The 26,559-nt window shown below is 73.8% G+C and carries 23 protein-coding genes; 9 read left to right on the top strand and 14 right to left on the bottom strand.

Annotated elements, in window-relative coordinates; all coding sequences use genetic code 11:
* Window positions 1–136 precede the first annotated feature (136 nt).
* Together ACFXMG_RS37180 and dacB are read right to left on the bottom strand one after the other, a co-directional pair.
* The gene (locus ACFXMG_RS37180; RefSeq protein WP_383827773.1) at window positions 137–1,276 is read right to left on the bottom strand and encodes a zinc-dependent metalloprotease; all 1,140 of its coding nucleotides are present in this window, start codon (window positions 1,274–1,276) and stop codon (window positions 137–139) included.
* A gap of 58 nt (window positions 1,277–1,334) precedes the next feature.
* Window positions 1,335–2,738, bottom strand: a complete 1,404-nt coding sequence (gene dacB, locus ACFXMG_RS37175) for a D-alanyl-D-alanine carboxypeptidase/D-alanyl-D-alanine-endopeptidase (protein ID WP_383827771.1) — start codon at window positions 2,736–2,738, stop codon at window positions 1,335–1,337.
* Window positions 2,739–2,841: 103 nt separating this feature from the next.
* On the opposite strand from dacB, the gene ACFXMG_RS37170 reads away from it, so the two are divergent.
* Both ACFXMG_RS37170 and ACFXMG_RS37165 read left to right on the top strand, forming a co-directional pair.
* A complete protein-coding gene (locus tag ACFXMG_RS37170) occupies window positions 2,842–3,333 on the top strand; it encodes an inorganic diphosphatase (protein ID WP_043226556.1) in 492 nt (163 codons plus the stop codon).
* A 154-nt stretch (window positions 3,334–3,487) separates the two neighbouring features.
* On the top strand, window positions 3,488–5,146 hold the full coding sequence (locus tag ACFXMG_RS37165) for a threonine/serine exporter ThrE family protein (protein ID WP_383827769.1): 1,659 nt from the start codon (window positions 3,488–3,490) through the stop codon (window positions 5,144–5,146).
* Between the two features lie 73 nt (window positions 5,147–5,219).
* Here ACFXMG_RS37165 and ACFXMG_RS37160 read toward each other — a convergent pair whose 3' ends face one another.
* Entirely contained in the window at window positions 5,220–6,509 is a 1,290-nt protein-coding gene (locus tag ACFXMG_RS37160) for a VTT domain-containing protein (RefSeq protein WP_383827494.1), read from the bottom strand.
* Between the two features lie 169 nt (window positions 6,510–6,678).
* On the opposite strand from ACFXMG_RS37160, the gene ACFXMG_RS37155 reads away from it, so the two are divergent.
* The 3 genes from ACFXMG_RS37155 (at window position 6,679) to ACFXMG_RS37145 (ending at window position 9,937) form a co-directional block, all read left to right on the top strand.
* Window positions 6,679–7,047, top strand: a complete 369-nt coding sequence (locus ACFXMG_RS37155; RefSeq protein WP_383827492.1) for a YbjQ family protein — start codon at window positions 6,679–6,681, stop codon at window positions 7,045–7,047.
* A 90-nt stretch (window positions 7,048–7,137) separates the two neighbouring features.
* Window positions 7,138–8,415, top strand: coding sequence for an ion channel protein (locus ACFXMG_RS37150; RefSeq protein WP_383827489.1), 1,278 nt, complete (start codon window positions 7,138–7,140; stop codon window positions 8,413–8,415).
* A 100-nt stretch (window positions 8,416–8,515) separates the two neighbouring features.
* Window positions 8,516–9,937 carry a glutamate decarboxylase gene (locus ACFXMG_RS37145; RefSeq protein WP_383827487.1) on the top strand — a complete coding sequence of 474 codons (1,422 nt, stop codon included), beginning with the start codon at window positions 8,516–8,518 and terminating at the stop codon, window positions 9,935–9,937.
* A gap of 15 nt (window positions 9,938–9,952) precedes the next feature.
* On the opposite strand, the gene ACFXMG_RS37140 is transcribed toward ACFXMG_RS37145, so the two are convergent.
* The 4 genes from ACFXMG_RS37140 to ACFXMG_RS37125 form a co-directional block, all read right to left on the bottom strand.
* The gene (locus tag ACFXMG_RS37140; protein WP_383827485.1) at window positions 9,953–11,191 is read right to left on the bottom strand and encodes an exo-alpha-sialidase; all 1,239 of its coding nucleotides are present in this window, start codon (window positions 11,189–11,191) and stop codon (window positions 9,953–9,955) included.
* Window positions 11,192–11,369: 178 nt separating this feature from the next.
* On the bottom strand, window positions 11,370–11,909 hold the full coding sequence (locus ACFXMG_RS37135) for a DinB family protein (protein WP_383827483.1): 540 nt from the start codon (window positions 11,907–11,909) through the stop codon (window positions 11,370–11,372).
* A gap of 110 nt (window positions 11,910–12,019) precedes the next feature.
* A complete protein-coding gene (locus ACFXMG_RS37130; protein ID WP_383827481.1) occupies window positions 12,020–13,477 on the bottom strand; it encodes an aldehyde dehydrogenase family protein in 1,458 nt (485 codons plus the stop codon).
* 93 nt (window positions 13,478–13,570) lie between these two features.
* A complete protein-coding gene (locus ACFXMG_RS37125) occupies window positions 13,571–14,443 on the bottom strand; it encodes a helix-turn-helix domain-containing protein (RefSeq protein WP_383827479.1) in 873 nt (290 codons plus the stop codon).
* Between the two features lie 349 nt (window positions 14,444–14,792).
* On the opposite strand from ACFXMG_RS37125, the gene ACFXMG_RS37120 reads away from it, so the two are divergent.
* A complete protein-coding gene (locus ACFXMG_RS37120) occupies window positions 14,793–15,293 on the top strand; it encodes an ATP-binding protein (protein ID WP_383827477.1) in 501 nt (166 codons plus the stop codon).
* Window positions 15,294–15,386: 93 nt separating this feature from the next.
* Here the strand turns inward: ACFXMG_RS37120 and ACFXMG_RS37115 are convergent, their stop codons facing one another.
* The 6 genes from ACFXMG_RS37115 to ACFXMG_RS37090 form a co-directional block, all read right to left on the bottom strand.
* A complete protein-coding gene (locus ACFXMG_RS37115) occupies window positions 15,387–15,599 on the bottom strand; it encodes a DUF397 domain-containing protein (RefSeq protein ID WP_030219358.1) in 213 nt (70 codons plus the stop codon).
* Window positions 15,600–15,845: 246 nt separating this feature from the next.
* Window positions 15,846–16,625 carry a hypothetical protein gene (locus tag ACFXMG_RS37110; RefSeq protein WP_383827475.1) on the bottom strand — a complete coding sequence of 260 codons (780 nt, stop codon included), beginning with the start codon at window positions 16,623–16,625 and terminating at the stop codon, window positions 15,846–15,848.
* Window positions 16,622–17,185: a SigE family RNA polymerase sigma factor gene (locus ACFXMG_RS37105; RefSeq protein WP_383827473.1), complete on the bottom strand. Its 564-nt coding sequence runs from the start codon at window positions 17,183–17,185 to the stop codon at window positions 16,622–16,624. The genes ACFXMG_RS37110 and ACFXMG_RS37105 overlap by 4 nt, the downstream gene beginning before the upstream one ends.
* A gap of 80 nt (window positions 17,186–17,265) precedes the next feature.
* A complete protein-coding gene (locus tag ACFXMG_RS37100) occupies window positions 17,266–17,808 on the bottom strand; it encodes a hypothetical protein (RefSeq protein ID WP_383827471.1) in 543 nt (180 codons plus the stop codon).
* A gap of 125 nt (window positions 17,809–17,933) precedes the next feature.
* Window positions 17,934–20,078, bottom strand: a complete 2,145-nt coding sequence (locus ACFXMG_RS37095; RefSeq protein ID WP_383827469.1) for an FUSC family protein — start codon at window positions 20,076–20,078, stop codon at window positions 17,934–17,936.
* 84 nt (window positions 20,079–20,162) lie between these two features.
* The gene (locus ACFXMG_RS37090) at window positions 20,163–21,329 is read right to left on the bottom strand and encodes a DUF2786 domain-containing protein (RefSeq protein ID WP_383827467.1); all 1,167 of its coding nucleotides are present in this window, start codon (window positions 21,327–21,329) and stop codon (window positions 20,163–20,165) included.
* A gap of 190 nt (window positions 21,330–21,519) precedes the next feature.
* Here ACFXMG_RS37090 and ACFXMG_RS37085 point away from each other — a divergent pair, with 190 nt between their 5' ends.
* The 3 genes from ACFXMG_RS37085 to ACFXMG_RS37075 all read left to right on the top strand — a co-directional run bounded on the left by ACFXMG_RS37085 (window position 21,520) and on the right by ACFXMG_RS37075 (window position 25,160).
* Complete coding sequence (locus ACFXMG_RS37085) at window positions 21,520–22,389, top strand: ABC transporter ATP-binding protein (protein ID WP_383827465.1); 870 nt, start codon at window positions 21,520–21,522, stop codon at window positions 22,387–22,389.
* A gap of 41 nt (window positions 22,390–22,430) precedes the next feature.
* On the top strand, window positions 22,431–24,533 hold the full coding sequence (locus ACFXMG_RS37080; RefSeq protein WP_383827463.1) for an FtsX-like permease family protein: 2,103 nt from the start codon (window positions 22,431–22,433) through the stop codon (window positions 24,531–24,533).
* A 351-nt stretch (window positions 24,534–24,884) separates the two neighbouring features.
* Entirely contained in the window at window positions 24,885–25,160 is a 276-nt protein-coding gene (locus tag ACFXMG_RS37075; protein ID WP_383827461.1) for a hypothetical protein, read from the top strand.
* A 312-nt stretch (window positions 25,161–25,472) separates the two neighbouring features.
* Here ACFXMG_RS37075 and ACFXMG_RS37070 read toward each other — a convergent pair whose 3' ends face one another.
* Complete coding sequence (locus tag ACFXMG_RS37070; protein ID WP_383827459.1) at window positions 25,473–26,402, bottom strand: NADP-dependent oxidoreductase; 930 nt, start codon at window positions 26,400–26,402, stop codon at window positions 25,473–25,475.
* Window positions 26,403–26,559: the final 157 nt, after the last annotated feature.

Here is a 26,559-nt window from a genome sequence, read left to right as displayed (position 1 = left end):
GACAGAAACGTGGCCCTTACCCGAGCATTGCACGCCTCACCCCACGGCCAGGGTCCCTCGGATGGGTGATTGGTGGTGCGCCCCGGCGTGTTCTGCCGGGGTGATGTGGTGAGAGCCCCCTCTCCGGGGGGTCGGTTCAGGAGTCCGCCTTGCGGTGGACCCGGGCGATCCAGTCGGCGGGAGCGGCGATCTCGCTCTTGGTGGGGAGCGTGTTGGGCGAGGTCCAGACGCGGTTGAAGCCGTCCATGCCGACCTCCTCGACGACCGCGCGGACGAAGCGCTCGCCGTCGCGGTACTGGCGGAGCTTGGCGTCGAGGCCGAGGAGCTTGCGCAGCGCGAGGTCGAGGCGGGAGGCGCCGCGCGCGCGGCGGGCCTGGAACTTCTCGCGGATCTCGGCGACGGAGGGGACGACCTGCGGTCCGACGCCGTCCATGACGTAGTCGGCGTGGCCTTCGAGCAGGGACATGACGGCGGTGAGGCGGCCGAGGATCTCGCGCTGCTCGGGGGTCTGGACGAGCTCGACGAGGGACGGCGCCGGGTCGCCCTCCTCGGCCTCGGGGCGGCCGCCCGCGAGGGTCTGGGCGGCTTCGCGGAGGCGTTCGACGAAGGTGCCGGGGTCGACCTCGGTGGCGGCGAGGAATGACTGGATCTCGCCCTGGAGGTGGTCGCGGAGCCAGGGGACGGCGGTGAACTGGGTGCGGTGGGTCTCCTCGTGGAGGCAGACCCAGAGCCGGAAGTCGTGCGGGGAGACCGCCAGCTCCCGCTCGACGTGGACGATGTTGGGGGCGACGAGGAGGAGACGGCCGCCGCCCTCGGGGGCGCCGGGGAGGTCACGGCTCGCCGGGGCGAAGGTCTCGTACTGGCCGAGGATGCGGGAGGCCAGGAAGGAGAGCAGCATGCCGAGCTCGACGCCGGTGACCTTCCCGCCGACGGCGCCGAGGACGGCGCCTCCGGGGCCGGTGGTGCGGCGCTCCTGCATCTTGCCGAGGAGCGGGGTGAGCAGCTCGCGGAAGCCGGCGACGTTGGCCTTGATCCAGCCGGCCCGGTCGACGACGAGGACGGGCGTGTCGTGCGCCTCGGCGCCCTCGGGGAGCATCCGGGTGTAGGCGCGGACGTGCTCCTCGGCGGCCTTGGCGTGCCGGCGGAGTTCGGCCACGACGGCACGGGCCTCGTCACGGCCGACGTCGGGGCCCGGGCGGACCAGCCTGGTCGCGGTCGCGACCGCGAGGTTCCAGTCGACCATTCCGGACGTGCCTGCACCACCGATGCTCGTCATGCGTCAACGGTACGGGTTCGGGGCCCTTTCGGGTCCTCTCCCGTAGGTGGCGCGGGGATCACTTCTGGCCGGTGAGGGCGGCGGAGAGGCGGTCGAGGGCGGGCTGGGCGAGGTCCGGGGAGGGGGTGCGGCCGGCCAGGAAGGCGAAGGCGAGGAGGCGTCCGTCGGAGGTGACGACGGTGCCCGCGAGGGTGTTGACGCCGGTGAGGGTGCCGGTCTTGGCGCGGACGAGTCCGGCGCCCGCGGGGGCCTGTCCGTAGCGGCCGGCGAGGGTGCCGGTGAAGCCGCCGACGGGCAGCCCGGTGAGCAGGGGGCGCAGCTCGGGGCGGGCGGGGTCGGCGGCGCGGCTGAGGAGGCCGGTGAGGAGGGCGGCGGAGACGCGGTCGCGGCGGTCGAGGCCGCTGCCGTCGGCGAACCTGGCGCCGGTCAGCGGGAGGCCGAGCGTGCCGAGCTCGTCGCGGACGGCCTTCTCGGCGCCGCGGAAGGACGCGGGCTGCTTGCGGGCGAGCGCGGTCTGCCGGGCGAGGGCCTCGGCGAGGTCGTTGTCGCTGTTGGTGAGGGTGCGCTCGACGAGGTCGGAGAGGGGCGCGGAGTGCGTACGGGCGAGGGGGGCGCCCTTCGGGGTGCGGCCGGGCGCGGGGTCGCCGGTGACCTTCACGCCGGCGTCGGCGAGGTGGGCGGCGAAGGCGGTGGCGGTGTCGCGGGCCGGGTCGCCGGAGCGGGGGGCGGGTCCGCTCGCGCTGTCGTCGAGGCGGCCCTCGCGGGTCATCAGGGCGGTGACGGGGGCGATGTTCTCGTTGGGCCCGATGGGGTGGAGGGCGGCCCCCTCGTAGAGGCTCGTGTCGTAGGCGAGGCGTACGGAGGCGAGGCCGCGCTTCTTGACCGCGCGGGCGGTGTCGGCGGCGAGCGCCTTCAGCCGGGCCTCGTCGAGGGTGGGGTCGCCGCCGCCGGTGAGGGTGACCGCCGTGCCGTCGGGGGCGGCGGTGACGGTGGTGGCGATGCGGTGGTCGGGGCCGAGGGCGGAGAGGGCCGCGGCGGCGGTGGCGATCTTGACGGTGGAGGCCGGGGTCATCGGGGTGGCCGCGCCCTCCCCGTACAGCTGCTCGCCGGTGGCGGTGTCGACGACGGAGGCGGTACGCGCTCCGCCGAGGCCCGGATCGGCCAGGAGGGGGACGAGGGTGCGGGCGAGGTCCGCCGGACGGGTGCCGGGGGCGGGGTCGGGGGACCCGAGGGCGGTGAGGACGCCGGGGGAGCTGGGCGCGGGGGCGGGCCGGGTGCGCGGCGGGGCGGCGGCCGGGGCGGGGTGACGCTCGCCACCCGCCGCGGGGGCGGCGGCGCGGGCCCGCTCGGCCGTACGCTGGCCTCCGTCCCATGGGCCCGCCGCGGTCGCCGCCGCGGCGGCGAGAGCCAGACCGAGCACGGCGGAGCCCGCCGTGAGCTGCCACACCCTCGGCTCCGGCATTGCTGACCAGCCCCTTTCGCGATCACGTACGTGCGTGAGAGACACTTAATCACCGCGCGTCGTCGCGAGCATTCACTTGTGTTTGATTCAGGAGGAGCCACCCGTGGAGTTCGACGTTCTCATCGAGATCCCCAAGGGATCGCGTAACAAGTACGAGGTCGACCACGAGACCGGTCGTATCCGTCTGGACCGTCGCCTCTTCACGTCGACGGCGTACCCGACCGACTACGGCTACGTGGAGAACACGCTCGGCGAGGACGGCGACCCGCTGGACGCGCTGGTCATCCTCGACGAGCCCACCTTCCCGGGCTGCCTCATCAAGTGCCGCGCCATCGGCATGTTCCGCATGACGGACGAGGCCGGCGGCGACGACAAGCTGCTGTGCGTGCCGGCGACGGACCCGCGCATGGAGCACCTGCGCGACATCCACCACGTGCCGGAGTTCGACCGCCTGGAGATCCAGCACTTCTTCGAGGTCTACAAGGACCTGGAGCCGGGCAAGTCGGTCGAGGGCGCGGACTGGGTGGGCCGCGAGGAGGCCGAGGCCGAGATCGAGAAGTCGATCGCGCGCGCCAAGGAGCAGGGCGCTCACTGACGCCCGGTCCTCGCACGGTCCTCACAGGCTTCGACATGTGAGCTTCGTGTGATGTTCGTGGGAGGCGGTGCACCACTTCGGGTGCACCGCCTTTCGCACGTCCGTCGGACACCCATACTGGAATTCACGATTCCCTGGGTGTGAGGCGGAGAGAGTGGTGGCGGAGCCGGAGGGCCCCGAGGAGGCTCCGGAGGACCGGAAGCCCCTGTCGGACGAGGCGACCTCGGAGTTCGCGCTGCCGGAAGGGCTGGTGCCGGCGGAGCCGCCGGCGCCGGAGCCGGAGGGCTCGGCCTTCTCGCTGCCCGAGGGCCTCGCGCCCGAGCCGCCGCCGGAGCCCGAGGGCTCGGCGTTCGCCACGCCGTCGACGTACTCGGCCAAGGACTCGCCGCTCGCCTTCACCCCGGCGTACGGGGTGCCGCTGGCGCGGCTGCCGCACAACGCGCCCTGGCAGGACCGCATGCGGACGATGCTGCGGCTGCCGGTGGGAGACCGTCCGGTGGTGCCGGAGGCGGCCGAGACGAAGGGCGAGACGGGGCCCTCGGTGCCGCGCGTGCTCGACCTGAGCCTCCGCATCGGCGAGCTGCTGCTCGCGGGCGGGGAGGGCGCGGAGGACGTCGAGGCGGCGATGTTCGCGATCTGCCGGTCGTACGGTCTGGACCGCTGCGAGCCGACGGTGACGTTCACGCTGCTGTCGATCACCCACCAGCCCTCGCTGGTGGACGACCCGGTGACGGCGAACCGGACGGTACGGCGCCGGGGCACCGACTACACCCGGCTGGCGGCGGTCTACCAGCTGCTCGCCGACATCAACGCGCCGGCGCACGAGGTGTCGCCGGAGGAGGCGTACCGGCGTCTCGCGGAGATCCGGCGCAACCGGCATCCGTACCCCGGCTGGGTGCTGACGGCGGCGGCGGGCGTGCTCGCGGGCGCGGCGTCGACGCTGCTGGGCGGCGGGGCGACGGTGTTCTTCGTGGCGGCGCTGGGCGCGGTGCTCGGCGACCGGCTGGCGTGGCTGTGCGCGGGGCGCGGGCTGCCGGAGTTCTACCAGTTCCTGGTGGCGGCGATGCCGCCGGCCGCGATGGGGGTGCTGCTGACGCTGCTCCACGCGGATCTGCGGCCCTCGGCGGTGATCACGGGTGGCCTGTTCGCGCTGATCCCGGGGCGGGCGCTGGTGGCGGCGGTGCAGGACGGTCTGACCGGCTTCTACATCACGGCCTCGGCCCGTCTCCTGGAGGTCGCCTACTTCTTCGTGGCGATCGTGGTGGGCGTGCTGTCGGTGCTGTACGTGTCGGTGCAGTTCGGCGCGAAGCTCAATCCCGAGGGGGCGCTCCAGGCCGTGGAGCGGCCGGTGACGCAGACCGTGGCGGCCATGGTGCTGTGCGCGACCTTCGCCATCCTGCTCCAGCAGTCCCGGGCGACGGTGCTCTTCGCGACGCTCAACGGCGGGGTCGCCTGGGTGGTCTACGCGTCGATCGCGGTGACGGCGGAGGGGTCCACGGTGATGGCGACGGCCCTGGCGGCCGGTCTGGTGGGCCTCTTCGGGCAGCTGATGGCCCGCTACCACCACACGTCCTCGCTGCCGTACGTGACGGCGGCGATCGGCGCGCTGCTGCCCGGTTCGGCGACGTACTTCGGGGTCCTGGCGATCGCCCAGAACAACCTGGACGGGGGATTCGCCTACCTGGCGAAGGCGGCGGCGCTGGCGCTGGCGATCGCGATCGGCGTGAACCTGGGCGGCGAGTTGGCCCGGCTCTTCATGCGGGCCCCGGGTGCCGCCTCCCGCAGCGCGGCGAAGCGCACCCGAGGCTTCTGAGCCCCGCCCGGTCCGGGTCACGACGAAGCCCCGCCCCCGGCAGGAAGGCCGGGGGCGGGGCTTCGTCGGTGTCCTAGTGCTGGGTGGGGCGGCCGCCGTCCTCGCCGTACGGCGGCTGGTTCTGGCCGCCCTGGCCGCCCTGGGGGCTCTGGGCGTCGTAGCCGCCGTAGCCGGGCTGCTCGCCGTAGCTGGGCTGGCTCTGGTGGCCGCCGTAGCCGGGCTGGGGGGTCTGCGCGCCGTAGCCGGGCTGGTTGCCGTAGCCCTGGCCGGCCTGGCCGTTGTAGCCCGCCTGGTCGTTGTAGCCCGCCTGATCGTTGTAGTTCGCCTGGCCGGCGTACCCGGGCTGGCCCGCGTACCCGGGCTGAGCGGCGTAGCCACCCTGCTGGCCGTATCCGCCCTGGTCGCCGTATCCGCCCTGGTCGCCGTAGCCGGTGTAGCCGCCCTGACCGGCGTAACCGCCCTGGTCGGCGTAGCCGCCCTGCTGGCCGTACCCGCTCTGGTTGCCGTACTCGCCCTGGTTGCCGTAGCCGGTGTAGCCGCCCTGACCGGCGTAGCCGTCCTGGTTGCCGTAGCCGCCCTGGTCCTGCTGGCCGCCGGGGCCGTTCTGGCCGCCCTGGTGGCCGTAACCGCCGGGCTGCTCGCCGTAGGCGGTGTGGCCGTGGCCGGGCTGGGCGCCGGGGAGGTCCTGGTCGGCGGGGGCCGCCGGGTCGGCGGGGGCCTCGCTCCGGGCGGCGGCGGCCTTCTTCGACTGGGAGCGGGCCTTGAGGTACTCGATCACGATCGGGACGACCGAGAGGAGCACGATGCCGATGAGGATCGCCTCGATGTGCTCGTGCACGAAGTCGATCTTGCCGAGGGAGGCGCCCAGCAGCGTCACACCGGCGCCCCAGAGCACACCGCCGATGATGTTGAAGGTGATGAACGAGCGGTAGTTCATCCGGCTGACGCCCGCGATGATCGGCGTGAAGGTGCGGATGATCGGCACGAAGCGCGCCAGGATCAGCGACTTGGGGCCGTGCTTCTCGAAGAACTCGTGCGCCTTCTCGACGTTCTCCTGCTTGAAGAGCTTGGAGTCGGGGCGCCGGAAGAGCGCCGGGCCGACTTTCCGTCCGAAGAGGTAACCCACCTGGTCGCCGATGATCGCCGCGGCGACGATCAGCGTGCAGACCAGCCAGAGGGGCGAGTCGAGCTTGCCGGTGGTGACCAGGAGACCGGTCGTGAAGAGCAGCGAGTCACCGGGCAGGAAGAACCCGATGAGCAGGCCGGACTCGGCGAAGACGATGACGAGGACACCGATCAGGCCGAAAGTCTGGATCAGATAGTCCGGATCCAGCCAGCTCGGTCCGAGGGCAAGCGTGTTCACGGTTCCGGGCTCCTGCGGGTGGTGGGGGGCATGTCGGGAGGGGGACATGCGTGACGGCGCGCCCCAAGCTATCAACGTGGCGGGGGGTGCCCCGGTTCCACCTGGACGCCGCGGGATTGCGGAGCGGACCGGTCGCCCCGACGCTGGGTGATCAGGAGGTGAGTGCCGCATGGGCATCGAGGAGTACGGAGGCGGTCAGGGACCGCACCCCGACGTGCTGGTCGTGACGACGAACGACATCCCGGGCTTCGAGGTACGCCAGGTGATCGGCGAGGTCTTCGGGCTGACGGTCCGCTCACGGCATCTGGGCAGCCAGATCGGCGCCGGTCTGAAGTCGATGATCGGCGGCGAGTTGAAGGGTCTGACGAAGACCCTGGTGCAGACCCGGAACCAGGCGATGGAGCGCCTGGTGGAGCAGGCCAGGGCGCGCGGCGCGAACGCCGTGCTGATGTTCCGCTTCGACGTGACCGAGGCGGCGGATGTAGGGACCGAGGTCTGCGCGTACGGCACCGCAGTCGTCATCGCGCCCCGCGTCTGAGCCCCGGCTTACCGGGCCCCGGGCCCGGAGAGGCCGGAAGTCCCGGCCTTTCGAAGTGTTATGGGGCATTTGCTCACTTATGGTGGGGCGGTGGCCACTGATCATGAAGCGACCGCCCCCGCCGAGACCCAGGTACGGCTCCTGCTCCCGCAGGTGCTGCCCGCCCTCCTGGTGGGCGTCGGATCGGGCCTGCTGTTCCTCGGCATCAGTGAGGTCGCCGAGGCACTTCAGGCCGTCCTCTGGGAGACCCTGCCCGACGCCCTGGACATCGGCCGGTACTCCTCGCTGTGGATGATCAGCGTCCTCACGGCCACCGGCGTCGCCGTCGGACTGGTCGTCTGGAAGATGCCCGGGCACGCCGGACCCGACCCGGCCTCCGAAGGACTCGGCGGGACGCCACTGGCCCCGGTGGTCGTGCCCGGCTTGCTCCTCGCCAGCGCCCTCGCCCTCGCGGGCGGGGTCAGCCTCGGCCCCGAGCAGCCGACGATCGCCTCCGCGATCGCCCTGGCCGCCTGGCTGGGCCTGAAGGCCGCGCCGAACGTACCGGGGGCCTTCTGGGGCTCCCTCGCCGTCGCCGGCACCTTCGGCGCCCTCTTCGGCACGCCCGTCGCCGCCGCCCTCGTCCTCTCCGAGGCGCTCGTCGGGCGCCCCGGGCAGGGCTCGCTGTGGGACCGGCTCTTCGCGCCGCTCGTCGCCGCCGGGGCGGGCGCCATGACCACCCAGCTCCTCTCGGCGCCCAGCTTCGCCATGGGCCTCCCGGCGCTGGACGACCCCGGCTGGGAGGACCTCCTCGCCGCCCTCGTCGTGGCCACCCTCGCCGCCCTCTTCGGCCTTCTCGGCTGCGCCGTCTTCCCCGCCCTCCACCGGGCCTTCGGGCGGCTGCGGCACCCGATGCTGATGCTGCCCGCCGGCGGCCTGGTCCTGGGCCTGCTGGGCGCCCTCGGCGGCCATCTGACCCTCTTCAAGGGCCTGCACGAGACCAAGGAGCTCGTTGGATCCATCGGGGTGTACTCCTCCGGCGAGCTGACCAAGCTGGCCGTCGTGAAGCTCGCCGCGCTGCTGGTGGCCGCGGCCTGCGGCTTCCGCGGCGGCCGGGTCTTCCCGGCGGTCTTCATCGGCGCCGCCTTCGGGCTCGTCGCCCAGGCCCTCGTCCCGGAGATCCACCCGGCGGTCGCCGTCTCCTCCGCCGTCCTCGGCGTCCTCCTCGCGACCACCCGGCAGGGCTGGGTGAGCCTCTTCATCGCCGCCGTCCTCGCCTCCTCCCCGGCCATGATCTCGCTGCTCTGCCTGGCCACCCTGCCCGCCTGGCTGGTCGTCACCGGCCGCCCCCAGCTCGAACTCGACCACCAGGGCCGCGCCCTGCGCTGACCCGCCCGCCGAAGCCCCGACCCCGGCGCCCCGCTCACCGAAGCCCCGCTCACCGAAGACCTGCTCACCGAAGCCCCGCCCGCCGCAGAAGGAGTCCCCGATGGCCCCCCTCCACAAGGGATCCGACGACAACGACACCGAGCGCTTCCGCCGGCTCGCCCTCAACCCCTTCTACGGCGAGGCCGACCCCGTCGGCGGGATGACCCAGGCGCCGCCCCGCCACCGGCTGCCCGACGGGCCGCTGCCGCCGTCCAGCGCCTACCAGCTGGTCCACGACGAGCTGATGCTCGACGGGAACTCCCGGCTCAACCTCGCCACCTTCGTCACCACCTGGATGGAACCCCAGGCCGGTGTCCTCATGGCCGAGTGCCGCGACAAGAACATGATCGACAAGGACGAGTACCCGCGCACCGCCGAACTGGAGCGCCGCTGCGTCGCCATGCTCGCCGACCTCTGGCACGCCCCCGACCCGAGCGGGGCCGTCGGCTGCTCCACCACCGGCTCCAGCGAGGCGTGCATGCTCGCCGGCATGGCGCTCAAGCGCCGCTGGGCCCGGCGGAACGCCGACCGCTACCCGGCCACCGCCCGCCCCAACCTGGTGATGGGCGTCAACGTGCAGGTCTGCTGGGAGAAGTTCTGCACCTTCTGGGAGGTCGAGCCCCGCCTCGTCCCCATGGAGGGCGACCGCTACCACCTCGACGCCGCGTCCGCCGCCGCCCTGTGCGACGAGAACACCATCGGCGTCGTGGCCGTCCTCGGCTCCACCTTCGACGGCTCCTACGAGCCCGTCGCCGAGATCTGCGCCGCCCTCGACGAGCTCCAGGCCCGCACCGGCCTCGACATCCCCGTCCACGTCGACGGCGCCTCCGGCGCCATGGTCGCCCCCTTCCTCGACGAGGACCTGGTGTGGGACTTCCGGCTGCCCCGCGTCTCCTCGATCAACACCTCCGGCCACAAGTACGGACTCGTCTACCCCGGCGTCGGCTGGGCGCTCTGGCGCGACGCCGAGGCACTCCCCGAGGAACTGGTCTTCCGGGTCAACTACCTCGGCGGCGACATGCCGACCTTCGCCCTCAACTTCTCCCGCCCCGGCGCCCAGGTCGTCGCCCAGTACTACACGTTCCTCCGGCTGGGCCGGGAGGGCTACCGGGCCGTCCAGCAGACCAGCCGGGACGTCGCCCGGGGGCTCGCCGAACGCATCGAGGCCATGGGCGACTTCCGCCTCCTCACCCGCGGCGACCAACTGCCCGTCTTCGCCTTCACCACCGCCTCCGACGTCACCTCCTTCGACGTCTTCGACGTCTCCCGCCGGCTGCGCGAACGCGGCTGGCTCGTCCCCGCCTACACCTTCCCCGCCCACCGCGAGGACCTCTCCGTCCTGCGGATCGTCTGCCGCAACGGCTTCTCCGCCGACCTCGCGGGCCTCCTCGTCGAGGACCTGCACCGACTGCTGCCCGAACTCCGCGCCCAGTCCGGCCCGTCCACCCACGACAAGTCCGCCGCGACCTCCTTCCACCACTAGCCCGGCGGGCGGGCCCTAGGGAACGCCCACGGACGCGTCGTCCCCGCAGGCCAGCCGGAACTCCGACCAGCGCACGCCGTCCCGCGTCAGCTCGTACCGGCACCGCGAGCCCTCCCGGAGGAGACCGGCGGCGGTCCGGCGGACGTACGCGCTGCCGTCGTCCAGCTCCCGGAAGGTCCGGCCGCCGTCCAGGCTGCGGTACCCGGACCACTGGGCGGCGATCTCCACCCGGCCGCCGGGGCCCGGCACCGGCAGCCCCTCCACCGAGCGCGGCTCGTCCTCGGGGCCCGTGGTCCACATCCGCTGCCAGGTCCGGCCGCCGTCCAGGGAGCGGTGCAGCGCGCGCAGCGGGTTCTTCACCGGCTCGCCGCCCTTCAGCTCGCCCATCTCCGCCGCGTACACGGCGTCCGGGCCCACGACGACCTTCGTGTACCAGGGCGGGGCGCCGGCCGGGCTCGGGAGCCGGCTCACGGACCAACTGCGGCCCGCGTCCCGGGAGACCGCGACCGCCGCCAGCCCGGTCAGCGGCTCCACGCCCGACACCCACCAGGACCCGTCCGGCTCCGCCACCGCCGCCGGTCTGGGGTGCGCCCCCAGCGGCGGCTGCGTGACCAGCACCCTCCGCCGCCCATCCCGCGGCGAGAGGGCGACCAGGTGCTCCCGGGCACACAGCTCCGACACCGCGCCCGGGTCCGTGGCGCACTCGGTCGCGAGCGCCGCGCCCGCGGGTATGTCCGGGGTCCGCCCGGCCGGCCGCTGGTCGACCGTACGCCAGCTCCGCCCGCCGTCCGCGCTGAACCAGCCCCGCCGCGGCTCCTCCCCGCCCCCGTCCTCGATCAGCGCCCGCCCGGGACCCACCACCCACAGCTGCGCGGACACCCCGTCCGTGCCCCGCACTTCGGGCAGGGGCGAGACCCGCTGCTCCCACCGCTCGGCGCCCCGGTCGAGCACGGCCACCCGCTGGCGGCAGAAGCCGGTCTCCGGGCGGTCAGGATCGACCACGCAGTCGGCGAGCAGCGCGAAGCCGCTGCCGTCGGCCGCGAAGTCCACGCCCGCCGCCCAGCCGGGCAGCCCCGCGCCGTCCCCGATCCGCGGCGGCGCGCCGAACGCCCCGCCGGAGGAGGGCCGTTCACTCTTCCCGGCCGGACCCGGCGCGGGCTCCCGCGCCGGGTCCGGCCCTCCCGTGCAGGCGGCCAGCAGCCAGGCGAGCAGCAGTGCCACGAGCGCGCGGAGCGGAGCCGGCGCCCGGGGCACGAAAGCGGAAACGGAATCGGAAACGGAAACGCGCATCGGACTTCCCCCTGTCCCTCTTCCCTCTGTCCCTCGGTCCCTCGGGCGGTTCGCGGTGAACCGTCTGCTTCTGGTACACCGCTCACCGCGTTCGGGTTCCCGAACGGGGGGAAGATTCTTTCGAGGAGGTCCCCGGCTGGGCTCAGCCCTCGTGCTCCAGCGCGATCAGGTCGAAGGAGCCCTTGCCGTCGAGGGATTCGCGGATCACGTCCGCGTGACCGGCGTGCCGACCCATCTCCTGCACCAGGTGCAGCAGCATCCAGCGGACCGACACCCGCCCGTTCTCGGGGAACCAGGGCGCGGGCGGCAGCGGAAACGTGTCGTCCAGGCTCGGAGCCGTACGGACGAACTCCTCGGTCTCCTTGGCGACCCCGCCCCAGAAGGCGAGCACCTCGGGGATCGTCTCCCCGTCGACGAGGCGGAACCCCTCGCCCCAGGTCCCCTCGCTCCGCTGCCTCTCGTTGGGTTTCTGCTGCGCGAGGCGGAGCCAGTTCAGCTCCACCTCGGCCACGTGCTTGACCAGGCCGGAGAGGCTCAGCTCGCTGGCGCTGGGCCGGCTCGCCGCCTGCTCCTCGGTGAGGCCGAGGAGGGAGCGGCGGAGCGCGGCGCGCTGGACCTCCACGAAGTTGAGGAACGCGCCGCGCTCGTCGCCGGGAGCCTCCACGGGAACGAAAGCCACCATGATGTCCGCCTTCCATCCGTCGCCGACCGGGGTGTTTCCCGGTGCGATGCCCACGTTATGGAGGAACTAGGACTGTTTCGGTCCTAGAAGGCCCAGGAGGCCCGGACGGCCTAGAAGGGGAAGCGGCTGCGGCCGTGCTGGATCGAGATCCACTTCTGGGTGGTGAACGCCTCCACCATCGCCTCGCCGTTGAGCCGCCCGACGCCCGAGTGCTTCTCGCCGCCGAAGGGGACGATCGGCTCGTCGTGCACGGTGCCGTCGTTGATGTGGATCATGCCGGTGTGGATCCGCTTCGCGAGCCGGACGCCCCGCTCGACGTCGGCGGTGTGGACGGCGCCGCTGAGCCCGTACGGGGTGTCGTTGGCGATGCGTACGGCCTCCTCCTCGCCGTCGAAGGGGATGATCAGGGCCACCGGGCCGAAGATCTCCTGGCCGAGGACGGGGGCGTCGGCGGGGATGCCGGTCAGCACCGACGGGGAGACGAGGTTGCCCTCGACCGTGCCGCGCAGCAGCGCGGTGGCACCGGCCGCGACGGCCTGCTCGACCGCGCCGTCGACCGACTCGGCCTGCTGGGAGTTGATGAGCGGGCCGATGTGGGTGGCGGGGTCGGCCGGGTCGCCGACGCGCAGGGTCTTCACCTTCGCCACGAACTTCTCGGTGAACTCCGCCTCCAGGCGGCGGTCGACCAGGATGCGGTTGGCGGCCATGCAGACCTGGCCCTGGTGCACGAAGCGGCTGAAGACGGCCGCGTCGACCGCGTAGTCGAGGTCGGCGTCGTCGAGGACGATCAGCGCGCTGTTGCCGCCGAGTTCGAGGACGGCGTGCTTGAAGTTCTGGGCGCAGACGGTGGCCACGTGGCGGCCGACCCGGTCGGAGCCGGTGAAGGAGATGACCTTCGGGACCGGGTGGGTCAGCAGCGCGTCGCCGATCTCGGCGATGTCGGTGACGACGACGTTGAGCAGACCCGCGGGCAGGCCCGCCTCCTCCAGGATCTTCGCGACCAGGGTGCCGCCGCAGATGGGCGTGTTCTGGTGCGGCTTGAGGACGACCGCGTTGCCGAGCGCGAGGGCGGGGGCGACCGACTTGATCGAGAGGAGGAAGGGGAAGTTGAAGGGGGAGATGACGCCGACGACACCGACCGGCAGGCGGTAGACGCGGTTCTCCTTGCCGTCGACCGGGGACGGCAGGATGCGGCCCTCCGGGCGCAGCGCGAGCTGGATCGCCTCGCGCAGGAACTCCTTGGCGAGGTGCAGTTCGAAGGCGGCCTTGAGGCGGGTGCCGCCGAGCTCGGCGACGATCGTCTCGGCTATCTCGTCCTCGCGGTCCTCGACGATCCGCAGGGCGCGCTCGAAGACCAGCCGGCGGGTGTAGGGGTTGGTCTCCGCCCAGGCGGCCTGCGCGCGCTCGGCGGCGCGGTAGGCGCGGTCGACCTCACCGGCGGTGGCCACCGTGATCGAGGCGAGCTTCTCCCCGGTGTACGGGTTGAAGTCGATGATGTCCCAGGAGCCGCTGCCCGGCTTCCACTCGCCGTCGATGAACTGGTGGGCCAGGTCGGTGAAGTGCGACATGGACGGAGAACCCCTCTGCCGGCTGCCGGTCTCCGGGCGCGCGCGGGCGCCCGTCCGCCGGGGCTACTGATGCGCCGTCATCGTACTGATGTATTAGGACAGTTGGAGGAGACCCCGAAGAAGATCACGGCTTTCGGCCGGATCCGGACTGTCCTTCGCCAGCTTCTCCATCACGGCGGCGTACTGCGCGACCTCCTCGCGCTTGTCGAGATAGAGGGCGCCGGTGAGCTGTTCCAGATAGACGATGTCGGAGAGGTCGGACTCGGGGAAGCTGAGCATGGTGAAGGAGCCGCTCTCGCCGGCGTGGCCGCCGAAGCTGAAGGGCATGACCTGGAGGGTGACCCCGGGGTGCTCGGAGATCTCGATGAGGTGCTTCAGCTGCCCGCGCATGATCGCCCGGTCGCCGTACGGGCGGCGGAGCGACGCCTCGTCGAGGACGACGTGGAAGTGCGGGGCACGCTCGGAGACGAGGACCTTCTGCCGTTCGAGACGGAGCGCGACGCGGCGGTCGATGTCCGCCTGCGAGGCGCCTGGCATGCCCCGGGCGACGACCGCGTGGGCGTACTCCTCCGTCTGCAACAGGCCGTGCACGAACTGCACTTCGTAGACGCGGATGAGGGAGGCGGCGGCCTCCAGACCGATGTACGTCTGGAACCAGCCCGGCAGGACGTCGCCGAAGCTGTGCCACCAGCCGGCGAGGTTGGCCTCGCGGGCGAGGCCCAGGAGCGCGCCGCGCTCGTTCTCCTCGGTGACTCCGTAGAGAGTGAGCAGATCCTCTATGTCCCTGGCCTTGAAGCTCACCCTTCCCAACTCCATACGGCTGATCTTGGATTCGGAGGCGCGGATCGAGTAGCCGGCGGCCTCGCGCGTGATGCCCCTCGATTCGCGCAGGCGCCTCAGCTGGGAGCCCAGCAGGATGCGCCGGACAACGCTGCCGCCCGCTCCGTTCATTTCGCCTGCGGTCACGGCTCCAGCCTTCCCTTCACGGTGACGAGCCCCCGTCGAGCCCCGGATTCTGCCACCAAACGCTTCAGCGCGTACACATCTGGTTACGGAAGGGGATGCGAAGGGTCGGCTTCCGGACGAGAACCGGACACGCCGCCGTCAAGAAGATTTCCACAGATTCACCACAGGGTCGGACAGGTCCGGCACCCGGTACCGCGTGCACGTGCATCTGCCCTTGCATCCCGTCGGCGCATTCGGAACCATGGACCCCGCGCAGCCGCGTACTCGTTCGCGTTGTCGTGTTGTCGCAATGTTTCGCACTGTTTGCACCGTTGTCGCACCACCGCCGCGATTCCCGGGAGTGCCTCGCATGGGGACGAATGGATCGACCGTGCTCGAGCCTTTACGGCAGGGTCTACCGCCGATCGATCCCGGCGCCGTCTCCACCTCCGCCTCCTGCGCCCTGCCCGCGCGGTACGAAGCCGTGCGCGGGGCCCGGAAGTTCACCAGCGCGACGCTGGACAGCTGGGATCTCGGCGACCGCTTCGACGACGTGGCCCTCGTGGTCTCCGAGCTCGTCACCAACGCGCTCCGGCACGCCGTCCCCGACGGCGCCTCGCAGGACGACTCCCAGGGCCCGCCGGTGCGGCTGCACCTGATGCGCTGGGCCTCCCGCCTGGTGTGCGCGGTGCGCGACCCCAGCCGGCAGAGCCCGGAGGCGCGCGGCGGCGAGGAGGACTTCTCGGCCGAGTCGGGCCGGGGCCTGTTCCTGGTGGAGTCGTTCAGCGACAGCTGGGGCTGGCACCCGCTCGCGGGGACCTTGCAGGGCAAGGTGGTGTGGGCGCTGTTCCGGGTCGGCCCGGAGGAGTAGACGCAGAAGTCGATGGTGGAAAGGCCCCGGCGGTGACCGCCGGGGCCTTTCGCATGTCTGTGAGTCGGTTCGTTCGACCGTGGGCCGGTTCGGTCAGACCAGGTGGTCGAACTCCCCGTCCTTGACACCCAGCAGGAGCGCCTCGATCTCGGCCGGCGTGTAGACGAGCGCCGGACCGTCCGGGTGGCGGGAATTGCGCACGGCAACGTTTCCCCCCGGCAGTTTGGCGAACTCGACGCACGAGCCCTGGGAGTTGCTGTGCCGGCTCTTCTGCCACACGACGCCCCGCAGCTCCGTGGCCGCCATGCCGTTGTACGCGTGATGCGCGTGATGCACTGGTAGCTCCCCGAGTTGCTTGGTGCAGGTGTCAACTTCCCCGGATCATAGCTGCGTTCATATGCCGATGCATGAGCAGATGCACGTGCACGAGGCGTGGCGTAGCCACTACGCGACGCAGCGTGCGAAAGGCGTCCGCCGCAGGCGGGGGCACATGGGAACGCCCCCGCGATCTTCCCATCCGGGTGGACGGGAGTACGGGGGCGGTGGTTCCCGTCAGAGGGTGGGCAGGACGGAGAGGAGCTGGTCCGCGCGGTCGTGCAGGCGGACGGCCATCGGGGAGCCGTCGGGGGTCACGGCGTACCAGACCCCCCAGCCGGGGCGGCCCGCCAGTTCGAGGAGGGTCGCGGTGGTGATCCGGCCCTTCGCGTCCACGAGGTCGACCCGGCCCGCGTCCTTGGTCCCGTAGTAGAGGCCGGAGCGGAAGGTGCCCTCGCCCTGGAAGCTGACACCGGGGGTGCGCAGGTCGATGTTGCCGTCGGTGACGGAGCGGAACTGCTCCATGCCGTCCTCCCCGCCCTCCCAGTACTTGCCCTGGGCTGTGAGCCACACCGTCCACCCGGGCCCGGCCGCCACCCGTTCCCCCGCCGCCACGGTCCGCACCGGGGTGGGGATCCGCGGGTCGGTGGCGGAGGTCCGGGGAGTCGACGTCGACACGGGCGAGACGTGTGTGGTGGGTGTGATGGGGGTGGCGGAGGTGGCGGGCCGGGCGGAGGCGGTGGTGGCGGGCAGGACCGGCGGGGCGGCGAGGCCGGCGGCCGGGTGCGGGTCGCCGCCCAGGGCCGTACCGGCGGCCACGGCGGCCGAGACGCCGAGGACGGCGAGCACGGAGAGGGCGACGGTACGGCGCCGGCGGCGCGCGCGGCCCGCCCGGACGACCGCCGCCACGGGCGCGGGCCCCGGGGTCACGTCGTGGGCGGCGCGGGCGAACTCGGCGCGCAGCAGGTCGTCCCACGCGCCGGCGGCGTCGGGCCCGGCGTCGGGTGCGGAGGTCATGGGCGGGCTCCGTAGGGGGTGCGGAGGGGTGGGCCGGACAGCGGAGGAGGACCGGAGGCGAGCCGGGGGTGGGCGCGCAGGGCGGCGAGACCGCGACGGGCGTGGGTCTTCACCGTGCCGATCGAGCACTGGAGGACCTCGGCGATCTCCTGCTCGGTCAGGTCGTCCCAGTACCGCAGGACCATCACGGTGCGCTGGCGGGGGCTCAGGTCGGCTAACGCCTCCATGAGCACGGCCCGTTCCTCGACGTGCTCGGCGTGGCCCGCGTCCCGGTGCCGGGCGGGTTCCGGGAGCACCGGGACGAGCAGGTGGGCGACCCTGCGGCGGCGGAGGCGGCTGAGGTTGTTGTTGACGAGGGAGCGGCGCACATAGAGGTCGATGCCGTCGCGCGGGACCTTGTGCCAGCGTCCGTACACCTTGGCGAGGGTCGTCTGCACCAGGTCCTCGGCCTCGTGGAAGTCGCCGGTGAGCAGCTGGGCCGTGCGGACGAGCCGGGGCCACGCGGCGGTGGCGAACGCGGCGAAGTCGGCGTCCGTCCCTGGTTCTGGTGAGTGCGTCACGGTGGCGGACCTCGCGATCGTGAGGTGGTGCGGCGGGGCCCGCCCCGTGCCGGGCCCCGCCGAGCGTGCTGGACGGCCCGTCAGAAGTCCATGGCGGGCAGCTCGACGAGGAGCCGCCCGTCACGGGCGTAGAACGCGACGGAGACGTCCTTGTCGGACGGGGCGGTGTGCGCGTACCAGACGCCCCAGTCCGGCCGGCCGGGCAACTGGAGCAGGCACGCGCGCGTGACGCGGCCCTCGGCGTCGGTGAGCTCGACCCGTCCGGGCCGGACCGGGCCGCCGTAGATGCCCGAGTGGAAGGTGCCCTCGCCCTGGTGGCTGAGGGCGGGCTGGGTGAGGTCGAGGTTGCCGTCGACGACGCTGCGGAACTGCTCGAAGCCGTCCGGGCCGGTCCAGTGCTTGCCCTGGCGGGTGAGCCAGACCGTGTACCCGCCGCCCGCGTCGACGCGCTGACCGGAGCGGACGGTGCGGGCGGCGGAGGTGGGGGCTGCGGAGGCGGTGGAGACGGTGGTGGTGGAGGAGGAGGTGGGTGCGGAGGGGGCGGCGGTGGCCGGGGTGGCGAGGGCGGCGGCGGCCACTGCCGCCGTCACGGCGGCGCCCGCGGCGAGCAGGTACTTCTTCATGGGATCGCTCCTGGTTCCGGACGGTCTTCCACCCTTCTCAACTCCGCCTGTACCGCGTCCGGATGACACCTCGCCGGAACTTTCCCGGGAAAGGGGTAGAGGCGTACGGTCTCAGGCGTCGGGGCTCAGGCGTCGGCGAGGGCCGTCGACAGTTCGTCCAGGGCGGCCAGGAGCAGCCGTGCCGCCTTGCGCAGAAGCGGGTCGGTGACCTCCGTGTCCCAGGCGGCGACGGTCTCGCGGAGGTCGTCCCAGGCGGGTGCCTTGCGCTCGCGGACCGCCTTCGCGCCGCGCTCGGTCGCCTTGCGCAGCGCCTCCGCGAGGCCGGCGGCGGCGGGCAGGGGCGGGGCGCCGCGTTCGGGCAGGTGGGCCTCCAGGAGCATGGCGGCCCGCCCGAACTCGGCGAGCGCGTGCCCCGCGCCCTCGGCCGCCGCGTGCGACAGCCCTCGGTGCCGTACCGGCTCGTGGGTGGCCCGGCCCAGCGCGTCGTGCCAGGCCACGCGCGCGGTGCGGGCGGAGAGCAGGGCCTCGCGCACGTCCGGGCTGCCGGGTCCCGCGGGGTCGGCGTACCGGGCGGCGACGACCGCCGCGTACCGCCCGGAGGCGGTGAGCCAGTCGGCGAGCCTGCCCCGCAGCCTGGGCGTCTCCCAGGCGGGGTAGACGGCGTACGAGAGCATCGCGAGGAGGCCGCCGAGGAGGGTGAGGAGGACCCGGTCCCGTACGGTCTGGGTCACGCCGGACCCCTCCAGGCCGAGGAGGAAGACGACGTACGCGGCGACGCAGACCTGGCTGACCGCGTACCCCGTCTTCATCAGCAGGTACATGCCGAAGGCGCAGAGGACGGCGAGGGCGGCGGAGAGGTACTCCCCCGGGTGCGCGGTCTGCACGACGGCGCTGGCCAGCGCGACGCCGACGAGGGTGCCGCCGAAGCGGGCCACCGAGCGGGAGTACGTCTGCGAGAAGTCCGGCCGCATCACCATGACGGAGGCCATCGGCGCCCAGTACCCGTGCCCGAAGGGCAGCACCAGGCCGAGCAGATAGCCGGCGGCGGTGACCGCCGAGACCCGGATCGCGTGCCGCAGGATCGCCGACCCCGGCCGCACCTCGGCCCGCATCTTCGCGAGGACGAGCGGCGCGAGGCGGACGAGGGTGGGGCGGGTGCGGGGGGTGGGGACGGAGGGGGAGGGGGAGGGGGAGGTGGAGGGGGAGGGGGAGGTGGGGGCTGAGGCGGACGTGGAGGCTGAGGCGGAGGTGGGCGCACCACGCCTCTCCTCCGCGCTCGTCTCCGTACGCGGCTCCGCCGTCTCGACGACGTCGCCGAGGAGGGCGGCCAGGCGGAGGGCGGCGCGGTGGGAGCGGCCGGAGAGGATCGTGCCGGTGTCCGGGGTGCGGAGGGCGGCGACGGCCGCGGGGGGCAGCCGCACCGGTTTGCCGTGCCGGATGGCGTGCGCGGCGGCGTCGAGGATCTCGCCCGCCGCGGCGAGCAGCTCGCGGACGCGGTCGCGCTGCGGGCCCTCGGCGGGGGCGCCGACGGCGGGGTCCGCGAGCGAGGCGAGGACCGGCCGGATCCGCTCGGCGAGCCGCCGGGGCCCGTGGAGTTCGGTGGGCCGGCGGCGGGCCTGCCACGGGGTGACGGCGGCGGCGCTGCGGGCGGTCATCAGCGGGACCGGGTCGAACGGGGCGACGGGGTCGTGGCGCAGCCGGCGGGCGTAGTCCGCCTCGGCGGCGAGCGCGTCCGCGAGGGCGTCGCGCTGGGCGCCCCAGGGCCGGACGGGCAGCAGCACGACCAGCGCGGCCTGGACGACTCCGCCCGCGAAGATCATGGCGGCGTGCCCGGCGGCGGCCGCGACGGAGGTGGGCAGGGTGATCGTGACCAGCATGATCGCCACGTTGGAGGAGGCGATGATGCCGGCCGTGGGGCCGGCAGCCCAGACGAGCCCGGAGAGGAAGGTCCACAGGAGCAGCAGCGCGAGGAAGAGGAGCGTGTGCGAGCCGGTCAGATAGCCCAGGAAGGTGGAGACGGCGAGGCTGCCGCCGGAGGCGAGCGCGAGGGTGGGCCGGGGCCGCCAGGACCGCTGGAAGGTCGCGATGGCCGCCTGGAACGCACCGAACGCGGAGGACGCGGCGACGGTCGGCCCGAAGACGGCCAGCGAGAAGCCGATGACGAGCGCGAGCCCGAGGGCGCCCCGGGCGGCGATGACGGGCGCGAGCCGCCGCCGCTCGACGGTGAGGCCGGAGCGGGCGGTCTCCCTCAGCGCCCGGAGCCAGCTCATGATCCGAGCGTAACGACGATCAGCCCGTAACCCGACATTTCATACCACCTGGCGGGACGGCAGCCAGGCAGCCGTATGGAGGCTCTAGTCGCGCGGGTGCGGGCGCGGGCCTCGGTGGCCGAGCCGGGTCCGGTCCGGGGTGAGGGTGGCGGACTCGGCGGCGGTGGCGCCGTGGTGCCAGCCGTCCTCGTCCCACATCGCGCGGACGCGGGTCGCCCTCGTCTCCGGGAAGAGCTCGTCCGTACGGGCCGTCACCGCGACCTCGCGGGAGGCGAGGACCGGGAGCAGGGTCGGGGCCTCGGCGGCGACGCGGCGGGAGGTCGCCTCCAGGCGGGCGCCGAGCCGGTTCGCGTACGCGAGGAGGAAGGACTGCCGGAAGGACTTGGTGCGCTTGCGGCCGCCCTTCCGCTGCTCGGCCTCCGCCCGGGTCATCGCGGCGGTCCCCTGGACGAGGAGGGAGGTGTACAGCAGCTCGACCGGGTCGAGGTCGGCCTCGAAGCCGACGACCGTCGAGAAGCCGTACGCCTCGTTCCACACCGCCCGGCAGTGGTTCGCGGTCGCCACCGCGTCGAGCAGGATCGCCTTCGCCTGCTCGTACGGCGGCTCCACGCCGATCCGGACGGCGCCCGGCGTCTGCGGCGACGGGGCGCCGGCCGCGAGCCCGGCCTCGTCGAGGCTGTGGCGGGCCATCAGCTCCTGCGCCTTCGCGGTGAGCGCCTCGGCCTCCTCCGGATAGCCGGTGGCCTCCGCCTTGGCGAGGAGCGCGCGGATCCGCGTGAGCATCCGCGGCTCCCCGACGGCGGCCGGCGGCAGCGTCTCACCGGGTACGGGCCCCACCGCGTCGAGCCGGGGCAGCCGGACGAGCAGCCGGTACAGCTCCAGGACGACGGTCGCGTACGAGAACCGGTCGGCGGGCCCACCGCCCTCGTCCCCGAGCGCGTCGAGCTGCTCGCGCCAGCGCCGGGGCAGGGTCGCGTACCGCGCCGTCTCGGCCCGCACCAGGCCGGCGAGCAGCCGCAGATGCTCGTCCGCCAGCTCGCGGCGGACCGTACGCGCGAGGTCGGCGGGCTGCCACCCGTGCTCCCACAGCGTCCGCACGAACTCCTCACCGCGCCGCGCAAGCCCGACGTCAGCACCCGGGTCGGCGGCGAGCAGAGAGGCCGCCGTGTCAAGAGAGCGATCGTCCCGCCCATGCAACGCCTCCCCCAACGCCCGCCCGACAGTGGACTCCCGCGCCTCCTCCTCCTGCATGACCGCGCCCCTCGCCCTCTCCGTACCCCGCGTCGACCTCCCCCGATGGTCTCAGCCCGACTGGGTTGGTGGGGGCGCGGGTCTTGGGAGGGGGCTTTCTGAGGGGCCTCCCCGGGGTATGCCTGGCCCTACCCTGGGACGCCCGGCAGACGGCGTGACCCGGCCCCCGGCGAAACGGTTCGCTGGGGCCATGACCAGCTCCCTCACTCCTTCCGCCCCTGCCGCTGTACGGCTCCGGGGGCTCGTTCGGCGGCACGGGGAGGTCCGTGCCCTGGACGGCGTGGACCTCGACGTGGCCGCCGGGACGTTCACGGCCGTCATGGGCCCGTCCGGCTCCGGGAAGTCCACCTTGTTGCGCTGCGCCGCCGGGCTCGACCGCCCGGACGCGGGCCGCGTCGAGGTGGCGGGCACGGCCCTGGAGGGGCTGAGCGAGCGGCGGCTGACGCTGCTTCGGCGCGACAGGATCGGCTTCGTCTTCCAGTCCTTCAACCTGCTGCCGACGCTGACGGCCGCGCAGAACGTCGCCCTCCCGCTCCGGCTCGCGGGCCGCCGCCCGGCGCGCGGCGAGGTCCGGGCGGCGCTCGCCCGCGTCGGGCTCGCCGGGCGGGAGAGGCACCGGCCCGCCGAACTCTCCGGCGGCCAGTGCCAGCGCGTCGCCATCGCCCGGGCGCTGATCGCCCGCCCCGCCGTCCTCTTCGGCGACGAACCGACCGGCGCGCTCGACTCCACCACCGGCGCGGAGGTGATGGACATGCTCAGGGCCCTCGTGGACGAGGAGGGCCGCACCCTGGTCATGGTCACCCACGACCCCGTCGCCGCCGCCCGCGCCGACCGCGTCGTCTTCCTCGTCGACGGCCACCTGGCAGGCGAACTCACCACACCGACCGCAAGCGCCGTGTCGGCCCGACTCGCGGACCTCCGCCCGACGAGGGGATCCGGCACAACTGGAACCGGCACAGGCGCGAGCGCGCGCGTGGAGACGGAAAACACCGGCTCGACCGGCGACGGCACGCGCACGCGCACGGGCGCGCACGTAGGGACAGGGGGTTCGGCGTGTTGAGCGTCGTCGTGGGCGGGCTTCGGGCGCGGTGGGCGTCTTTCGTGGGCGGGTTTCTCGCGTTGGCGCTCGGTGTCGGGCTGTTGACGGCGACCGGGCTCGGCCTCGCCGCCGCGCTGGACCCGCCACCGCGCGCGCCCGAGCGGTTCGCCTCCTCCCCCGTCGTCATCCTCGGCCAGGACCAACTGACCGTGGAGGTCCGGCGAGGCCCCGGGACCGCGCTCGTCTCCCGCCCGCTCGACCGTCCACAGCCTGTGGACACCACACTGCTGCGCGAGCTCCGCGCGCGCTGGACCCTGACGGAGAAGCCGACCACCGGCACCGGCACCGGCCCCAGCACCGCGACCACCCCGGACGCCGTCGGGCTCGACGCGCCCGCCGCGCAGGTCAGGGCCCTCGTCGGCGACCGTGCGCAGGTGCTGACCGGCACCGACCGCCGCCGCGCGGACCCCGGCCACGAGCGCGACGGCCAGGAACTCACCGGCCTCAACGCCCTCCTCGGCACCGCGGGCGGCGTCGCCGCGTTCGTCTCCGTCTTCGTCGTCGCGTCCGTGTTCGCGTTCTCCGTGGCACTGCGCCGCCGCGAGTTCGGCCTGCTCCGCACCGCCGGGGCCACCCCGGGCCAGTTCCGCCGAGTGCTGCTCGCCGAGGCGGCGGTGCTGGGCGTGACCGCGTCCGCGGCGGGCTGCGGGCTCGGCGCCCTCGCCGCGCCGCTGATGGCGAAGGCCCTGGTGGCCAGGGACCTGGCGCCCGCGTGGTTCGCCGGCGCGGTCGGCGGAAGCGGTAGCGGAATCGGAAGCGGAAGCGAAAGCGCCGGATGGCCGTACCACCTGGCCTTCTGGACGGGCCTCGCCGTCGCCCTCGCCGGGGCGGCGGCCGCCGCCCACCGCGCCGGGCGGACCGGGCCGACGGCCGCGCTGAGCGAGGCGGACGTCGACCGGGACGTGCTGCCGCCGGGCCGCGCGCTGCTCGGCGCCGTACTGCTCGCCGCCGGTCTCGGGCTGCTGGTCTGGACGTACGCGACCGAGCCCTGGTCGCTGCTCAAGCGGAAGACGTACACGACCCTGCCGATGCTCCTCACCGGCGGCGCGGCCCTCCTCGCCCCGCTCCTCGTGCGTCCCGTGGCCCGGCTGCTGCCGGTGTTCCGGGGCGGGGCGGTCGGGCTCCTCGTCCGTGAGAACGGCGCGGCGGCCGTGCGCCGTACCGCCGCCGTCGCCGCGCCGGTCCTGGTGACCGTGGCGCTGGCGGGGACCCTGTTCGGCGCGTCGGAGAGCGTGGCGCGCGCCAAGGAGACGGAGGCGCGGGACCGGACGGCCGCCGCGTACGTGGCGGAGGGCCCGGGGCTGAAGCTCCCGGAGCGGCCGCCCGCGGGCACGGTCGTCGCCGCTTCCGGCCCGACCTCCCTCTTCGTACGGGACGGGGCCGAGGCGGTCGTGAAATACCGGGCCCGCGCGGTCGCCGACCCGGCCGCCTTCGCGGAGCTGGCCCGGCTCCCCGTGGTCGCGGGCGACCTGCGGGACCTGGACGACCGGTCGATCGTCGTCGACGAGGAGTTCGAGCGGCGGGGGATCGGCGAGGAGGTGGAGGTGTGGCGGGCGGACGGCACCGGTCCCGTACGGCTCCGGGTGGCGGCCGTCCTGGCCCGAGGCACCGGCGACAACGGCCCGTACGTGACGCGCGCCCAAGCCCCCGGCGCCTCGTTCGACCGCCTGGAGTCGAACCGCCCCCTGACGGCGGCCGCCACCCCCACCCCCGAGCCGCCCACCACGAACCGAGCCGCCCGAACGGGCCTCCGCCTGCTCCTTGCCCTGGTCCTGATCTACACGGTGATAGCCCTTGCCAGCACCCTGTTGATGGCCACGTCGGTACGCGGCCCGGAGCTGGCCTCCCTCCACCTGGCCGGCGCCACCCGCGCCCAGGCCCTCCGCGCGGTGACCGGCGAGTCCCTGCTCGCGGTGGCGATCGGCACGGTCCTGGGCCTGGCCGTGACGGCCACGGTCCTAGGTACCCTCGCCGCGGCCCTCTCCACCCTCTCGGCCCCGGTCACCCTGACGCTCCCCTGGACCCAAACGGCCACGGCAGCAGCCCTCTGCGCCCTGGTAGCCATCGCCTCCTCGGCCCTCCCCACATGGCGCCTCACCCGCTGACCGGCCATGGTGGAACAGGGCGGTGGCCGGGGTCGGAGCCGGGCCACCGCCCCACCCGACCCGAGGGCCCCCCGCTGCGGGCTCCGCCCCCACCGCACCCCCGCGTGGGACCCGAGCCTGAACCCGCACCCCGCGCACACCCCGTACCAATGCCACGCCCCTGACGGCCGGTACGGCGGCACCCCCACCGCACCCCCGTGTGGGCATGCGTCCCGCTAGGGGCGGGACGGGTGGGCACACGGGACGGCGCCCCCTGCCGCGCCCAGGCTTCCGCGCCTGAACCCGTGCCCCGCGCACGACGCCGTACCGGTGCCGCTTGTCCCGGAGTCCCGGGCCCCCGATCATGGGCGGATGCCGGGCCAGCGGAGACGAAAGCAGCGGGAGGCGCGCACCCGCGAGCGGTGGGCGGAGCGACACGCGCCCGGCGCGGGGCACTGGGAGCGACGGTTCGTCACCCAGGACGAGGCCGCTTGGCGGGCCGAGGTGCGCCGGGTCGGCGCCCAGGAGCCTCGGCTCGCGCCGGAGGACATCCGCCTGGACAGGCTGTGCGGCCGGGGCGACCACCCGACCACGTACGTCCTGAGCGTCTTCGTCCGGCCCGCAGCACCCTCGGCGAACCCTGCCTGACCCGCACCCCGCGCACGAAGCGGTACTGGTGCGGGTCAAGGCACCGGTGCGGAGGCACCCGCGAAGGGTGCCGTTCCGTTGTGCCCACCCTCCCCCAAGCTCTCGGCTTCGCTCGAGCAGGGGGGACCCCCATCGCCCCAGCGGAACGATTGCCCACAACGAAACGGCGCGGCGGCGGGCCCGCGCAGGCTGAGGCGCGGGGGGTGCGGGGACCACCCCGGCGGAACGGTTGCCCGGTACGGAACGGCGGCGGCGTCCTGGCACCCGCGCCGCCCCAGGCCCAGCAGACGGCTGCCCGCCACAGGGTGCGGGCTACGGCACCAGGACCAGCTTGCCCCGTGCGTGGCCCGTTTCGCTCAGTTCCTGGGCGCGGGCGGCCTCCTTGAGGGGGAGGGTTTCGGCGTGGCGGAGGCGGAGGGTGCCAGCGAGGACGGCTGCCGCCTGGGCGCTCAGCCAGGCCCGTACGCGGTCGAAGTCCGGCTCGGGGAGGCTGTACGCGATGCCGTGCTCGGCCGCGTCCGTGGCCGCGATCGTCGCGATCCGCTCCTTGTCCGCCACCCCCTCACCCCCCAGCAGCTCGATCGCCACCGGCAGCACACCGTGCCCCGCGGCGTCGAAGACGGCGTCGACGCCCTGCGGGGCCGCGGCCCGCACCCGATCCGCCAGCCCCTCCCCGTAGGCCACGGGAATCGCACCGAGCCCGCGCAGATACGCGTGGTTGGACTCGGAGGCCGACCCGACGACCGTGACCCCCGCGGCGACCGCCAGCTGCACCGCGATGGTCCCGACGATGCCGGCCGCCCCGTTCAGGAACAGCGTCTCCCCCTCCCGTACCCCGATCTGCTCCAGCACACGGGCCGCGGTCTCGCCGGCGATCGGCAGCCCCACCGCCGCCTCCCAGGACAGCCCGGCCGGCTTCGGCAGGACGTTCACGGCGAGGGCGTACCGCGCGTAGGCGCCGGTCTTCGACCAGCCGAACACCTCGTCGCCGACGGCGAATCCGGTGACGCCCTCACCGACCGCGTCGACCGTGCCCGCGACCTCGATCCCCGGCACGGCGGGAAACGTCGTCGGGAAGAACTCCTCCAGCAGCCCCCGACGCACCTTCCAGTCCATCGGGTTGACCCCCGCCGCCGCCACCCGCAGCCGCACCTCGCCAGGCCCCGGCTCCGGCACCTCGGCCGCGGTCTCGTGCCGCAGCACCTCAGGGCCGCCGAACTCCTCGAAGAGAATGGCTTCCATCGTCGCGCCTGCCGTCACCGTCGTCACTGCCGCCCCTGCCGCCCCTGCCGTCCCTGCCGTCACCGTCGTCATGTCGCCCTCCGTATCAGCGTGTTCGGCCCCGGCACCCGGGGCGTCCGCCTCTCGACGTGATCAAGCCTGCGCCAAGCGGCCCCCA

It is taken from the genome of Streptomyces sp. NPDC059201 (genome assembly GCF_042754585.1).
Lineage (GTDB): Bacteria > Actinomycetota > Actinomycetes > Streptomycetales > Streptomycetaceae > Streptomyces.
The sequence above is the reverse complement of the archived record's forward strand: the minus strand, read 5'-3'. Positions and strand labels throughout refer to the sequence as shown.

Bases quoted from the DNA above. Each gene is read 5' to 3' on its own strand.
- ACFXMG_RS37100 (WP_383827471.1), bottom strand. From the start codon at position 17,808: ATGAAGAAGTACCTGCTCGCCGCGGGCGCCGCCGTGACGGCGGCAGTG.
- ACFXMG_RS37090 (WP_383827467.1), bottom strand. From the start codon at position 21,329: ATGCAGGAGGAGGAGGCGCGGGAGTCCACTGTCGGGCGGGCGTTGGGG.
- ACFXMG_RS37095 (WP_383827469.1), bottom strand. From the start codon at position 20,078: ATGAGCTGGCTCCGGGCGCTGAGGGAGACCGCCCGCTCCGGCCTCACC.
- ACFXMG_RS37075 (WP_383827461.1), top strand. From the start codon at position 24,885: ATGCCGGGCCAGCGGAGACGAAAGCAGCGGGAGGCGCGCACCCGCGAG.
- ACFXMG_RS37130 (WP_383827481.1), bottom strand. From the start codon at position 13,477: ATGTCGCACTTCACCGACCTGGCCCACCAGTTCATCGACGGCGAGTGG.
- ACFXMG_RS37110 (WP_383827475.1), bottom strand. From the start codon at position 16,625: ATGACCTCCGCACCCGACGCCGGGCCCGACGCCGCCGGCGCGTGGGAC.
- dacB (WP_383827771.1), bottom strand. From the start codon at position 2,738: ATGCCGGAGCCGAGGGTGTGGCAGCTCACGGCGGGCTCCGCCGTGCTC.
- ACFXMG_RS37070 (WP_383827459.1), bottom strand. From the start codon at position 26,402: ATGGAAGCCATTCTCTTCGAGGAGTTCGGCGGCCCTGAGGTGCTGCGG.
- ACFXMG_RS37115 (WP_030219358.1), bottom strand. From the start codon at position 15,599: ATGGCGGCCACGGAGCTGCGGGGCGTCGTGTGGCAGAAGAGCCGGCAC.
- ACFXMG_RS37120 (WP_383827477.1), top strand. From the start codon at position 14,793: ATGGGGACGAATGGATCGACCGTGCTCGAGCCTTTACGGCAGGGTCTA.
- ACFXMG_RS37180 (WP_383827773.1), bottom strand. From the start codon at position 1,276: ATGACGAGCATCGGTGGTGCAGGCACGTCCGGAATGGTCGACTGGAAC.
- ACFXMG_RS37085 (WP_383827465.1), top strand. From the start codon at position 21,520: ATGACCAGCTCCCTCACTCCTTCCGCCCCTGCCGCTGTACGGCTCCGG.
- ACFXMG_RS37145 (WP_383827487.1), top strand. From the start codon at position 8,516: ATGGCCCCCCTCCACAAGGGATCCGACGACAACGACACCGAGCGCTTC.
- ACFXMG_RS37135 (WP_383827483.1), bottom strand. From the start codon at position 11,909: ATGGTGGCTTTCGTTCCCGTGGAGGCTCCCGGCGACGAGCGCGGCGCG.
- ACFXMG_RS37155 (WP_383827492.1), top strand. From the start codon at position 6,679: ATGGGCATCGAGGAGTACGGAGGCGGTCAGGGACCGCACCCCGACGTG.